12 protein-coding genes are annotated in these 13,794 nt (G+C 44.3%); 6 read left to right on the forward strand and 6 right to left on the reverse strand.

All coding sequences use genetic code 11. The features are described from left to right. Window positions 1-32 precede the first annotated feature (32 nt). Window positions 33-824, forward strand: a complete 792-nt coding sequence (locus I1H34_RS31105) for a hypothetical protein (protein ID WP_212667164.1) — start codon at window positions 33-35, stop codon at window positions 822-824. On the opposite strand, the gene I1H34_RS31110 is transcribed toward I1H34_RS31105, so the two are convergent. From I1H34_RS31110 to I1H34_RS31120, 3 genes are read right to left on the reverse strand one after another with little or no spacing between them, the layout of a single operon-like run. Continuing rightward, window positions 776-3,223 (reverse strand): CHAT domain-containing protein, encoded by a 2,448-nt coding sequence (locus tag I1H34_RS31110; protein WP_212667165.1) that lies wholly within the window; start codon window positions 3,221-3,223, stop codon window positions 776-778. The genes I1H34_RS31105 and I1H34_RS31110 overlap by 49 nt on opposite strands. Before the next feature lie 6 nt (window positions 3,224-3,229). Beyond that, window positions 3,230-5,647, reverse strand: coding sequence for a filamentous hemagglutinin N-terminal domain-containing protein (locus tag I1H34_RS31115; protein WP_212667166.1), 2,418 nt, complete (start codon window positions 5,645-5,647; stop codon window positions 3,230-3,232). A gap of 38 nt (window positions 5,648-5,685) precedes the next feature. Then, window positions 5,686-7,152, reverse strand: a complete 1,467-nt coding sequence (locus I1H34_RS31120) for an FAD-dependent oxidoreductase (RefSeq protein ID WP_212667167.1) — start codon at window positions 7,150-7,152, stop codon at window positions 5,686-5,688. Between the two features lie 42 nt (window positions 7,153-7,194). Here I1H34_RS31120 and I1H34_RS31125 point away from each other — a divergent pair, with 42 nt between their 5' ends. The 3 genes from I1H34_RS31125 to I1H34_RS31135 all read left to right on the forward strand — a co-directional run bounded on the left by I1H34_RS31125 (window position 7,195) and on the right by I1H34_RS31135 (window position 9,017). Beyond that, window positions 7,195-7,692, forward strand: coding sequence for a putative dsRNA-binding protein (locus I1H34_RS31125; protein ID WP_212667168.1), 498 nt, complete (start codon window positions 7,195-7,197; stop codon window positions 7,690-7,692). Between the two features lie 73 nt (window positions 7,693-7,765). Beyond that, complete coding sequence (locus I1H34_RS31130) at window positions 7,766-8,386, forward strand: hypothetical protein (RefSeq protein WP_212667169.1); 621 nt, start codon at window positions 7,766-7,768, stop codon at window positions 8,384-8,386. A 100-nt stretch (window positions 8,387-8,486) separates the two neighbouring features. Then, complete coding sequence (locus I1H34_RS31135) at window positions 8,487-9,017, forward strand: hypothetical protein (RefSeq protein ID WP_212667170.1); 531 nt, start codon at window positions 8,487-8,489, stop codon at window positions 9,015-9,017. 184 nt (window positions 9,018-9,201) lie between these two features. Here I1H34_RS31135 and I1H34_RS31140 read toward each other — a convergent pair whose 3' ends face one another. Next, on the reverse strand, window positions 9,202-9,621 hold the full coding sequence (locus I1H34_RS31140) for a hypothetical protein (protein WP_212667171.1): 420 nt from the start codon (window positions 9,619-9,621) through the stop codon (window positions 9,202-9,204). Window positions 9,622-9,878: 257 nt separating this feature from the next. After that, window positions 9,879-10,745, reverse strand: coding sequence for a transposase (locus I1H34_RS31145; RefSeq protein WP_212667172.1), 867 nt, complete (start codon window positions 10,743-10,745; stop codon window positions 9,879-9,881). Window positions 10,746-10,969: 224 nt separating this feature from the next. Between I1H34_RS31145 and I1H34_RS31150 the strand changes: the two genes are divergently transcribed. After that, a complete protein-coding gene (locus I1H34_RS31150; protein ID WP_212667173.1) occupies window positions 10,970-12,280 on the forward strand; it encodes a leucine-rich repeat domain-containing protein in 1,311 nt (436 codons plus the stop codon). A gap of 371 nt (window positions 12,281-12,651) precedes the next feature. On the opposite strand, the gene I1H34_RS33205 is transcribed toward I1H34_RS31150, so the two are convergent. Continuing rightward, window positions 12,652-12,852, reverse strand: a complete 201-nt coding sequence (locus tag I1H34_RS33205) for a transposase (RefSeq protein WP_212667174.1) — start codon at window positions 12,850-12,852, stop codon at window positions 12,652-12,654. Between the two features lie 99 nt (window positions 12,853-12,951). Here I1H34_RS33205 and I1H34_RS31160 point away from each other — a divergent pair, with 99 nt between their 5' ends. Beyond that, window positions 12,952-13,782 carry an AraC family transcriptional regulator gene (locus I1H34_RS31160; protein WP_212667175.1) on the forward strand — a complete coding sequence of 277 codons (831 nt, stop codon included), beginning with the start codon at window positions 12,952-12,954 and terminating at the stop codon, window positions 13,780-13,782. Window positions 13,783-13,794 lie beyond the last annotated feature (12 nt).

Below are 13,794 nucleotides of genomic sequence, written 5' to 3' on the forward strand. Positions count from 1 at the left end.
AATCAGCCCGCTGTAAGCCAACCATCGCTCGAATGGTAACAGAGGGAGATAGAAACTTCCGTCGTGGGACATTACTATGTCCCCAAGATCTTGTAGCTCCAGCTCCAGGCAAGCGGCCTAGGCTATTCTGTCATAAGAGCGGAGCAGTGTTGGTGGGCCGGACTGGGCGAGTGGCCGAACTCTGTGCTGCTGACGCCAATAATTCGGCTCTTCGTGGGGGAAATGAGGGTAGCCTCAGCGTCAACACGAGGGGGAATGAGGATGAACTTAAACTCCTTGCCCCGTTTGGTCCAACTATTATCCAACAACGCCCTGATCTAACCTGGAAGCCGATTGGAGAAGCAACTCACTATGTGATCAGTATTGAGGGCTACCACCTGAAGCTAAAGCAAACTGTATCAGAGACTCGTTTGCAATATCCTTCAAGCTGGCCAGCCCTGGAATTTGGCAGCGCTTATGAGATTGAAATTCTGGTCTATCAAGGCAAGCAGCCCATTAGCGTGGGTCGGGCGACTATAAATCTCGTGATTGAGACAGATGCCGTTGCCATTCAAGAACAGGCTGCTGCGATTAAACGACTCCCTGTTCCTCTCAGTGAAGTTGCAGTAGAGCTAGACACTCTATACATGACTCGAAATTTATTTCATGAGTCCATTCAATTCTTAGAAAGTCTGAGAAAAAAAGGAAAAAGCAACCTCAAACTCAATCAGTTACTGGCAAAGCGATATTTCCAAGTGGATCATCCCGAGCTGGCAGAGGCGATCATAGAAGAAGCTCAATTGCCAACGAGAATAAAGTTGCCCCAGAAAAAAGGATGGGAATAGTCCTCAGATCGAATGAGCTTGAGTTGGGCTTGCTGTAATGCTTTAGCTTTGGACGAATTATCTTTGAGTTCCTGATAGAAGGCTGAAATGAGTTCTGTTGTTGCACTTGAATCGGCTAGCCATAGAGAGGCTAGCGTATTTCTAGAGCCTGCTTGTGTGGCTATTCCGGCTAAACCGAGAGCAGACTTCTTATCGCCCTTAGCCGTCTGACATGCGCTGAGGATCAGCAATTCCAAAGAGGCATGACCATTATGACGCTTCCTGTTGAGCATATTGTGGAATTCCAGGGCATTGATGGGCTGGTTGTAGGCCAGCAGCATTGTTTTTGAGAGATCTGAGCTAAATAAACCGTGAGTGGCGATGTGAACGACCTCTGTATCCTGACGTAGAGCGGTTTCTAGTCGATCTGTTGTGAACTCATGATTGAGTAATGAAGACTCTAAATTAGAGGCTTTGGCGACACCCTCAAGTTCAGCCTCCACTTCAGGCAAAGGATTGAGGTTGCTAGGGACGTTGGGCTGATTAAAGCTGGGGGCTGAATTCGAGAGTCCAGCAAACAGGACATTCATCTGACTCAGATCTTTGGTCTGAGCTTGTCTGAGCTGAACGCTTAGAGCGGTCTGCACAGGGTATTTTTCAATCAGATAGGTTTGCCCATCATGTAAAAGCCCCATCGGTAGATTTTGGAAGTGGCTATCTAGATGAAAGATGAGTGAACCTGATGTCGGTAGATATTGCTTGATGGGGCCTAAGATTTGCTGGTATAGTGCCTGGGAGCTTTTCTTGATTCGTGATTCAGAAATTAGATAGGTGTTGTCATTGTCCAGCATAACGACGAGATTAAATACCTCCTCCATCACGATCTCTGAATCGGGTTGATGGCGATATAGCCCCTCTGAGTTTTGGACAATGATGTCAACTTTGTCCTCTAATTGGAAAATGTGAATTCGGGTGGCCGAGTCAGATTGCTGTGGTTTATTCACATTGGTGACATTGAGCCTGCCACATTTTAGATAATTTTCTAGTTCAGCCACTTGCAGTTGTTGATGAGTGGAAAGAACCAGCTCAAGATCAGGAGATGGCGAGGCTAATAAGAGTTGTAGGTATTCTGTATAGACAGGCTCCACACTTTCTTGATAGCTAAATTGAAGGTCAGACGTTGCCGAGATGAGCTTAGTTCTTACCTGCTCCAAATGTTGGATGCTGGTGTCATAGGCGGTCAGTGCTTGAGATCGGTTTCCCTGCTGCTGGTGGATCTGGGCGATGTGCCATGACCATTGATACGCTAGGCTATCGTCTGTATTAGCCTGGGCTAGATTGAGCGCTTGTTTAAAGACTTGCATCGCATCCTCTTGCTGCTTTGATTGCAGATAGAGTCTGCCGAGGGTGCCATAGGCTTGAGATTTCAGCCTGGGATCATTTAGGGTATTGGCTTTCAACAGGGCAGATTTAGCATGGTTGAATGCCTCAGCTAACAAAGAATTACTGATTTTAGAGGTGATCGGTTTTTGGTCTACCTCACTCAAGAGTTGGCTTAGTTTGAGCTGTAGGTTGATAGCCTCGGCTTCAGGAAATTGGCTGAAGTCATTAGAGATTAGATTTTTGATGAGAGGGTGGATGAGAGTTTGGGAGTCTTTGCGCAATTGAACGACGTCAAAAGCGTCCGAATCATCGAGGCTAAGAATGAGCTGGAGGCTATTCAGTTGAGCATGGATGCGATGAGTTGGGCTGGACGCCAGGTTGCCATAAAGCTTGATTGCTGATTGAGCATGTAGTTTGGCATCAAGACCCAACTGGGCTTCAGTAAGAGTATCTCTCGTTAAAGTGCGTTGACTGATAGCTCGCTTATATTGAGCGTGATAGGTATTTGCCAGACTCAATCGGATATCACGATTGGAAGGCTTCAAGCTAGAAGCATGTTGGAGGATAATCTGTGATGATTCTAGTCGTCCCAGGATTTGCAGGTTATTCCCCAGGTTGTGAAGTGCGGCCAACTGTTGAGTGGTATCTAACTTGTTATTGATCTCTATCTCTAATAGGCTCTGGTTAAGTTGTCTTCCAGATTGACTCTGGCAGTATTCATAATCAAGAGTAAGGACTTTGGTCAGAGTGGTGCAAGCGCGATAGTATTGCCCCATCTTTTTCAGAGCAACGCTTTTGTTGATGGATGCCCTGTAAAAGCCGGGTGGGTGACTGGCTTTCTTGTAAATAGAATGTGCGTTATTAAAGAGCTTTAAAGCTGTTTGGGGCTTGTTTCTCTTCAGAGATTCTAAGCCCTGCTGGATCAGCATATCCCCTTGCTGAATCTGGGATTGAGATGCGAAAGCTGGAGCAGTAAAAGTCTGACTACAGACTAGACAGAAAAGGCTAAAAAGTTGATAGGAAGGGATTTTTTTCATCTTTCCTTATGACTTCTTACACATTGAGGGATCTGATGAGGTGTGTGTAGATTGAGTCTTAGTTTTTGTGATCAGGACTGTTTTGCCATTATCTTTAGTCCATCCAGTTGCTTCCACTATTGGGTTCTCTATTGGCGGTGGGGCAGTCTGCGATTTGAATGCTAATTGGAAGGTAGGAATACCCAGTATCGAATCTGTTTCTGCAAAATGACTGGGTTCTACTTGCAAAGCACCTGGCCCCATAGCAACGAATTTACTGTCTCCAGTGGAGGGGTTGCAGTCTGAGATGAGTTGAGGTGGACGCTCAACATCTGGTTTAGGTGCAGTTGTCTCTTCAGCTCCGGTTTCTTCGACATCAAGGTTGATATTGCCATCTAACTGAAGTCCGGCGTCCGAAGATACGCTGAATTCCACCTTGGGGCCAAATATAGCTGCTTGGGCTGTGATTGAAATATTTCCCCCTTGACCTTTCTCTGCCTCCGCAGTAAAACTGCTTTCTCCTATAGCTACAACTAAATCAGAGATGGCTGTGATATTTCCTCCCGTGCCTTTTTGGGTGGCTGATGCTGTAATTGAGCTGTCTTTGAGTAAGATGAAGTCAGCAAAAATAAAGACATTACCACCCTCACCACCAAAAGTTGCTGCACTAATGAGACTATTGTCCTCAAGGGCAATAATGTTTGCAGAAATCTTCAGCTCTCCAGCATCGCCAGTGCCTTCATTACGGGCAGATAACTGCCCCCCATACTTGAGAAGTAGCCGGGGAGTATTGATGGTGACACTTCCAGAATCTCCACTGGGAAGTGGGGGAAGTTTAAGAAGCTGTCGAAGTACCGGATCTACTTGAATGGCGTTAGCGGCAATTGAGCTAGGTAGACCCATTCCAGAACTACCACGAATTTCAATATATTCATGGGCATTTATTTCCAATTTGCCACTATTCCCTGAACTTGAAATCGAAACATTAACTTCTCCGCTGTCTTCTAGGATTAACTTAGAGGTATTAATCACTAAATTCCCGGAACTTCCTGATCCAAGACTTGCAGATGATAGGTTACTTGGTTGCATAAATATAGGCTCAAATCCGGTCACCTCGACTAAATCAGCAAAAACCGAAACCTTACCACCATCCCCTCTGCCAAAAGTAGCAGAAGATAAACGTCCGCCTTGACTAATTGATAGTTGAGAAGTAGAGATATTGATATCTCCAGCCTTACCCGAACCGAAAGTAATAGTATTAATAACACTGACTCCTAAAGGATTGATTGGTGAGGTCCCTTCAAGATCCAGGTATTTGGAGGCTTTAATCGATATTTTTCCTCCATCAGTTGAGGAAAAAGTTCGAGAGGATAATCTACTCCCATCGCGTACTACTATGGCGGGAGAAATTAGGGTGATTGGAGCGCCAGAGCCTGAATTAGTCGATTCAGAATATAGTCCTGAAGCCAATATTTCAGGCAATGAGGCATCGCCGATATCTATTAATTCTGTTGCGACTACTTTTAGTTCCTTGTCTGCGACTACTCCTTGGTTGTTCATCAAAGCCGCTGAACCCTTTAGGAACTGAATATTTCGCCCATGTACACCGATTAATGCACCACCTTGTCCAGTCGTTTCAAGTAGTGATCGGTTTGTTAAAGTGATTTCCCCAGTAGACCCTCGATCATAGATGAAAGACCTTTGGGTGTTAGAGGTGTCAAATTTCACCTGACTTTGTTTAACACTCCCTATCTCAATTCGACCTCCAGGGGCACGGATAATACCACCATCTAAAAAAACATCTCCACCTACCAAGGCAAGAGTTTTACCTGGCAACACTTGCAAGCCTCTGGGGTTATCCTTTCCCGATACAGGAAAAAATAGGTTAGCAGAAAGTTGATGTCCACTATTAGTAACGCGAATATTCCCAGGATTACTACCTAACTGAATACCTACGGGTGTTGCTACCGTCAGTAGGGGAGGAGATTGAGGGGATAAAGCGCTGAATTGCATTCCATCAACAAATTCAATGCTATTTGCAGTAGTTCCTAGAAAAGAGCCACCGATATCTAGTTGAGCGTTCGTGCCAAATACAATCCCATTAGGATTTAAGAGAAACAAGTTAGCAGTACTATTGGCCTTAAGGATACCGTCAATACTCGATATCGACTTGCCCGTAACACGACTAAAAATGTTTTGGATATTGGCAGCATTTTTAAAATAAGCTGTTCCACCTGTTGGCACAGAAAAATTTTGGAAGCTATGGAAAAGATTTCTTCCTCTCACAGAACCATCCTCAATAAGGAATATATTTCCTTGATTAGTGACGCGAGAATTAACAGAGCGATCTGGAACAATTTGCCCTTGAGCAGATGTTGTCCCTAGTAGACTTAGCAAAATTACTGCTATAGCTGTTTTTTGCAGTGAAAACTCTAGGATTTTCATTATTTCAGAACTCAAGTATGTATTCTCTAGTTCAATTTTTAGATAGCGAATGATGAGGGGAATTCACGACGATGAAGAATCTCATTAAAATCTTCCCATTCTTTTTGTTCCCAGGGAGTGGATTTCATCGTTGCTGCTTGAACTTTTTCCATGAAAGGTCTGCGAACTTTCTCATACTTGTTAAATGCATCGGCGATCTTATTTTTATTGTCTAAGCTATTTTCTTGAATCAGCTTAGTAATTTCGGTAGCAATAAATGCAGCATCTTCTAGTCCTTGATTCGCGCCTTGAGCTATGAAAGGAGGCATTGCATGAGCAGCATCCCCTAGTAAAACTATACGCCCGTGACTCCAAGCAATTTGAGAATCAACCGGGGTAGTCACTGGATGAATGTAATATAGGCGATGAATTATTTTTTCAGGATTCGATAAACGTAACAGCTTTGTGCAAATTGAAGGAAAATCACCATTTTTCAATGCCTTTACTCCTAGTTCAATAAGCTCAGATGGTGATTTATCTTTCCAAGAATCCAAGTCTATAGAAGCATGGAGTAAATATCCAATAGTGTTATCTGGTCTTCGCATCAAGACCAGACGTAATTGCTCTAAATCTTGGGAATCTAACTTGATAGAATTATTATGAAGGGTTACAAATGGATCTCCTTGAAAGCATTTAGCCTTCAGTTCTTCAATCATTGAAATCGGTATATTATTTATTCCAAAACAACCAATAGCAGCAACACCGGAATATTGAGGTTGTGCCCATTGCCTTAAATCTGTTTTGGAATAAAGCAATTGTCGAATTGTTGAATTAACACCATCTGCTGCAATCACTAATTTGGCATATAACGATTTTTGGTGGTCAGATTCTTGATTGGCTTGAGTCGAGTCGGAAGGATTTACATTGGATGGCATCATTTCCCAATGAGCAAATGGATTACGTGAGGTTGATGCATCTGAAATCGTATTGACTTGCACCCATCCATCTTCTTCCTCAACATGAACGCAACGATGGTTTGCTTGAACAATATCTGGAGGGAGCAAATTTCTCAATGTTGTTTGTAAGTCAAACCAAGATAAAGAAACTCGTCCCTCTCCATAGCGCTCAAACCAACTTTCAAAATCCGTAGGAATCGAAAGAGTAATTTCACCTTGTAAGTTTTTTTGAATCCATTTTCCTTTCTTAGCTGCTGGCTTCTCTTTTTTAACCTCGTTTGGGCTACTTGAAGACTTCTTTTCAACTGGAAGCTGATGTGCTTTTGAAGCTGTCTCCTTGATTTTCTCGTAGGCTTCTGAATCGGTATACTTAATTGCTTTTAATCCATTGGGTAATAGATCAACAACTTGCCCAACTTTACGAAATTCACTGGCTTGATCGATGACGAGGATATTTGTGATGCCTCTCTTTCGTAAGCCAATCGCTGTTGCCAAGCCCACTGGACCTGCACCTACAATCAAGACATCATAAATTTTCTGTGGAGAACCTGAACCACTGATATCAGTCATGGATATAAATATTTTATTGAGTTTTAAAACAGAAAGGGGACGATGGAACCAGAAATAAGCAGCTATTCCCCTGCAACCTCATGTACCGAACGATACCACTTTTCGGAGACGACTTTGCGATCTCAACATTCCCTCAAACTGACCATCAGCCTCACTCCCGAACACCTTGGGTTTCTCGCTTACACATTCCCCAACGAAGATCCTGAAGATGCCCTGATCAAACTCCTCGATAGCGCACGAAACCGAGCCATTCGCAGAGCAGAACAGCAAGTGAGAGTCCTACATCCAGGCCAAGAAGGAAGCAAAGACCAATCCGTGAGCCTAGTTGATGATGTGGTGGAGAATCCGATCGGTGAGTTACAGGAGTTATGCCAGCATCAGCAAATCTCAATGCCCAGGTACGAGTTCGAGGAAATTTCGGAGGGGTTTCGTTGTATGGCACAGGCGATGGGATTACGGGGAGTTGGCGAGGGTACATCGAAGAAAGAGGCGAAAGCGGAGGCTGCGAAGAGACTGCTTGGCAAAGCTGCTCCAAATTAAGCTTTCCCCTGAAATCCCCCAGACCATATCCCCAAAAGCTACACTAAACCAGCCTTAGCACTGGATATCTGCAATGCCTCCCCAACTCATTTCCCTGAAGTCCAAGCCACCAGCCGACCTCCCGGTGAAACCCTCGACAAACACCGAAGCACCCCCCGCATACCCAGACAAGACATCATTCCCGACCATCGACCGGAAAGACGATCTGCCAGTGAAGCGCAAGGCGACTCCACAGCCTGAAGACGATGATCGCATCACTGAACCCACTCCCAAATACGACCGCAGCGAACCCACCGACACACGAAGAACACAGCGAGGGTATTCAGCTCGGCAAACACCAGGAAGAGTCCGACCCCCCAGAGTATCCAGAGACTTTGAGTCCAAATTCCACGCACTTGAGAAGCGTCAAAAGACTCTGATTGAGCAGACCAAGCAAAAGGGGCAGCTTGAGTATCTGACCGTTTCCCAAAGCAGTTCAGGGAAGTATTGGATCACCGTCGAGGGCAGCGGCAAGCCCTTCATCAGAATTTCGTTTGAAACGCCTGAATTTTGCTTTGAGTGTGCCTTGGAATTAGAAGACACATTCGATGTGTTGCAGGTTTTGAGTCTGCGGCCAGGGGAAACCATTGAACGGATTGAGGAGATGATCGGGGTGTGGTTGGATCGGGAGCGGGTGGCGAAGGCTTGGGGTTGATTAGGGGAAGCTATTGGACGACTTGAGAATTAGCAAGCAACTCAGTTCGAGCGTTATTCCATGTGTGTACTTAGCTAAAACCTTTGACCTGCAACATCCCATGAAAACACGAATCATTCAAAAACATCTCAGGAGCTGCTCGAAAGATGAACTCATAGAGATGTTTTTAGAACTGGCTAAGGATAATGCCGCCGCTGAACGTTTCTTAAACTCAAAAGTTGGCATCACAACCTCAGACCACAACTTTGATGAATACAAGGCGTATGTTCGCTCTGAATTTTTCCCTGTTGGGGATCATGGAGGTGGCAACCCATCAATCGCATATCAGATGGTTCAGAAAGTCGAAGCAGAAGCAACAAGTTCTAATCAGGTGATTAATTTCATCTACTTTTGTGTTGAGGCAGGTGTGGAGTATACACTGGCCTACGGAGATATCGATGAGAAATTCTATATGGCATTTGAAGATTTGTTTGAACGGGCGGCCAAACTAGCATCTAAAAATAGATTGCAAGATAACTACTTTTCTCAGGCAAAGAATATTGTCCGAAGTACTTCTGAAATGGGTTGGGGCTTCCATGATGAGCTTTCACGAATCTTCAAAAAGTACTTTATATCTGCGAAATATAGCTGAGTAGCTGAGTTTATCATCATGCTGTTCGTCGTTTTTTGATGTTTCAATTTCCACACTCTTTTTATAATTGCTAAGATCAAGTGCTGCCCTCCTCAAGCCTTGAAATTATTCAGAAAGTGAACAAGACAAGAAAATAGTGACTTTAACTTTCATGACAACAGAATATTCTTGGGCAGAAAATCAACTATTGAAGATACATTGCTGAGCTATTAAAAGCGTCTTCTGGTGTGCCCTGAAAAGTACCGTTATTGAACACACAAGGCTCATACTTGTTGTTACTGTAGGTATAAAATGCCATTGCCCACTTTTCCGCATCGCCACTGTAGCGCAAGCGGCACAGATGGATCGGCACTGTCCTCAAAAACTCAATCCGCTCTTCCCGCGTGCAGCCATAGAATTCCTCGTTAAAATTCTCCGCTGGTACCTCGGGTTCTAAGTAGGCATCGATATAGCAAAACTTGTCTCGAAAGCGCACGTCAATCCGATTGTATTTGCCAGCATAATGCTCTGCCGCATAGGCCAGTATGCGCTGTTTGATCGACTCTTTCAGTCGAGTTGGAATTTTCATGCCGCCTGAATGCGGATCGTATACCCAGGATGCCATTGCCAAAACGCCTACTCGTCGATATTTAATAAGATTAGGTCATCACGACTTGGATCATAACCGGCAACTGATTTCGGGTTTTAATCCAGTTGATCTGACAAATCGGCTGTTTAACCTAACATGAATAACAAAGAAAGAAGAAACAGGCAATTGCATCACCTCACTTTGAGAATTCACCCCATAATTCCGTTTTCTATGCATGAAAAACTGGATCTCAGTTACAGAGACCTCTAGAATTTATAGATTTCATATTGAGCTTACCCTTGGCAAAAATGCCGAAGATTGATCATCGTGTATGCCAAGCTTTTCAGGGCATAGTGCAACTTACTGATCCACTCGAATCGCAGTAGCAAGCGCTTGAATTTATCCTCCCAGGCAAAGACTCGCTCAATGGTATTGAATCTTTCTTGGAAGATGGATGAATCGAACAGCCTTTTTGGACCTGGCTTTGGCGTCTTTCTCCCCCGAAGATTTTCATTGATATTTGGCACCATCCTTCGATTGAAAATGGCCTTGCGATTCTCACGACTATCGTACACGCCATCCAAGCTGACGACAGTCCCAATCAAGTCTATACCTATGGTTCGGGCTGTACTCATTACTTGCGTCAGTGCCGTTTTGAATAGAGGTGACTCGTTCCGGTTACCAGGAGCAGTGATAAAGGGAGAGATCACATTGCAATTGCGATCACAAAAGGCAACCACTTTGTCACCCTTCATGTGCTTGTGTCCACTGAATCCCAGATTGTCGCCCCCTTTCTTGGCTGCAGTGGTTGTCCCATCTCCATGAATAATGCTGGCATCCAACTTTCCTTTTTCATTAAGCATTGAGACTGACGCCTTGAAAATGTCTTCAAAACACCCATGGGTTTCATAGCGTCGAAAGGCTCGATAAACACTGGAGTGGTTAATTTCCGGTCGCCCATTTTTGTCCTTTTCAATGGGTAGCTCACTCCACTGACATCCCAAGTGCAGCAACTTCAAAATGTAGTTGAAGATGGCATGCAAAGAGAGCTTTGGTTGAGGTCCCCGAGTGCCGATGTGCAAATGGGGTAAGACAAATGTCTCAAACTGCTCAAGGGTTAAGAATGTTGGAATCCATTTATAGGGCTTAGTTTGAGGCATCTGCACTCCTAACGAACGGTAAACTAAATGACTGGCGTCATTTTAGTCTGCAACGATAGAAGGCTATGCAGGGAAGGGTTTTAGGTGATCTGAACCATGGAGTAAAACCCGAAATGAGTTGCCAAATGCCAAGGAACCAGTGTAATTTTTCCTAAAAAGAGAGAATAGCACGGTAGAGCTAGACTTGAGTACAGTCATTCTTTTTTCTAAGGAAATTGCGGGATATGTCACTTAGGAGATTCTCTAAAGGAATAGTGGTGTTAGTCGTTCTGACAACGGGGCTATGCAACTCAGTGGGGAGAAAGGATGCAGTTGTGCTGGCAAGTCCAGCTAGTGAGGATTCTACACATCTAGCACAATCAGAGCAGCCCCAAGTGGATGGAGGCTATGCAGAAGCCCTGCGTCAAATTCGAGTGGCGAAAGAGACACAAGCAACTGAACTAGATTTGGCGTTCCTATCACTGACTCAACTGCCACCAGAAATCGGACAGCTTACCAATCTGCAATGGCTATCCCTCTCGAGCAACCAACTGACCCAACTGCCACCAGAAATCGGACAGCTTACCAAGCTGCAATGGCTAACCTTCTCGGGTAACCAACTGACCCAACTGCCACCAGAAATCGGACAGCTTACCAAGCTGCAATGGCTATCCCTCTCGAGCAACCAACTGACCCAACTGCCACCAGAAATCGGACAGCTTACCAAGCTGCAATGGCTAGGACTTTGGAAAAATAAACTGACCCAACTGCCACCAGAAATCGGACAGCTTGCCAATCTGCAATGGCTAGGACTCTGGAAAAATAAACTGACCCAACTGCCACCAGAAGTCATACAGCTTACCAATCTGCAATGGCTAGGACTCTCGGAAAATAAACTGACCCAACTGCCACCAGAAATCGTAAAGCTTGCCAATCTGCAAAGGCTAGAACTCTCGGAAAATAAATTGACCCAACTGCCACCAGAAATCGTAAAGCTTGCCAATCTGCAATGGCTAGGACTCTCGGAAAATAAACTGACCCAACTGCCACCAGAAATCGGACAGCTTACCAATCTGAAAGAGCTATACCTCGAGAAAAATAAACTGACCCAACTACCACCAGAAGTCGTACAGCTTACCAATCTGCAAACGCTATCCCTCTCGAGCAACCAACTGACCCAACTGCCACCAGAAATCGTAAAGCTTACCAATCTGCAAACGCTATTCCTCTCGTACAACCAACTGACCCAACTACCACCAGAAATCGGACAGCTTACCAATCTGCAATGGCTATCCCTCCAGTTCAATCAACTGACCCAACTGCCACCAGAAATCGTAAAGCTTACCAATCTGCTATCGCTAGAACTCTCGGGCAACAAACTGACCCAACTGCCACTAGAAATCGTAAAGCTTACCAATCTGCAAACGCTATTCCTCTCGAAAAATAAACTGAGTAGCCTGCCAATAGAGATAGAAAAGCTGCGTCGATCAACAAAGATAATTGTGGAGGGCAACCCATTACCCCCTGACGTTCTTGAACAATATAAACCGCGTTGATTTTTGTTTAGGGAACTGCTTTTTAAGAAATTACCTTGGTCTATAGCTCGAATGCTAGATTGAGCAAATCGGAGAATAGAAAGTATCAAAGGTTTAGAGTTTTTCTGTTGTAAACCTATCCAAGAAAAGATTTCAAGCTTTTTAGACTGTATTTTTATTGCGAAGTTATTACGCGAACGACAAGTCTTATATTCACAAACCCTATAATGACTACCTAGTAAGGGTTTAGGTGCTATGATCAGTTTTTGCGCGAATCGTTGTCATACCCCACTTTCTTTCGTCCAGGGAAGATCGGAGTGATCCAGTGATGCTGTGGAATTTTAGAAGAAAATAGTTATTGATTAACTCCAAATAACAGTTAGTGTCCCTATTTATTCGCCACGGCTTTTGAGTCGATCATGCTTGGCATGATCCCTGCGTGAGACGAGAAAGAATATTACTAAACAGCTCTCCTCATTTGGGAAAGCATCACTTTTATCAGCCATATTTCTGAAGTTCTGGAATAGCAGTTCGAGTGCATTAAAGGTACGAATCAGCGAATAGATGGATTCATCAAAATCATAGAAGCTCAATCCTTGAACCAGTAACGATTTTATTCATAGCAGCAATAACAATCAAATTAGCTAGATGAGAAACATGCATACTGTAATCGTGCTAACGCGAAAAGTAATATGGGGCCTGTTGAAAAAGCACTCTGGTTTATTGAAAGCCACTTCAATAAAAAACTAACATTATCGGCTATTGCAAACGCAAGTGATGTCTCTCGCTATCACTTGACACGAGTGTTTGGTATCGCAACGGGATATTCCGTAATGCGGTATGTCCGTAGTCGACGTTTGACTGAAGCCGCCCGTGCGCTCGCTGTTGGTGCTCCTGATATTCTTGCTGTAGCACTCGATGCGGGCTACAGCTCTCATGAAGCTTTTACGCGGGCCTTCTGTGCTCAATTCGGTATCATGCCCAAGCAAGTTCGCGCAAAGCGTCATCTCGACTCAATTCAGATGGTGGAGCCTATTGTAATGAATGAAAATCTGATTGTTAAGCTCGAATCCCCGTACATTACATATGCTGATACTTTCCTCATCGCTGGACTAAGGGATCGTTATACATTTGAAACTAATCACGGCATTCCTCTGCTGTGGCAATGCTTTGGACCCTATATAGGACATATCCCAGGGCAGGTTGGAACAGTGACCTATGGAGTATGTTGCAATAGTGATGGTGCAGGAAACTTTGACTATATTGCCAGTGTAGAAGTTTCCTACTTAGCAGACCTTCCTGATGACTTCAACTACGTACAAATTCCTGCACACAAATACGCTGTGTTTTCTCACCGAAATCATATTTCTACCATTCGTAATACTGTTTATACCATTTGGAATCAATGGTTACCCCAATCAATATACAATCCATCCGAAGCACCGGAGTTCGAGCGCTATGATGAGCGTTTCGATCCTCAACTAGGAACAGGTGTGGTAGAGATTTGGGTACCCATAAATTAAATCTAAATGGGT

Origin of the sequence: Acaryochloris marina S15 (assembly GCF_018336915.1) — a bacterium.
In the GTDB taxonomy this organism is placed as follows: domain Bacteria; phylum Cyanobacteriota; class Cyanobacteriia; order Thermosynechococcales; family Thermosynechococcaceae; genus Acaryochloris; species Acaryochloris marina_A.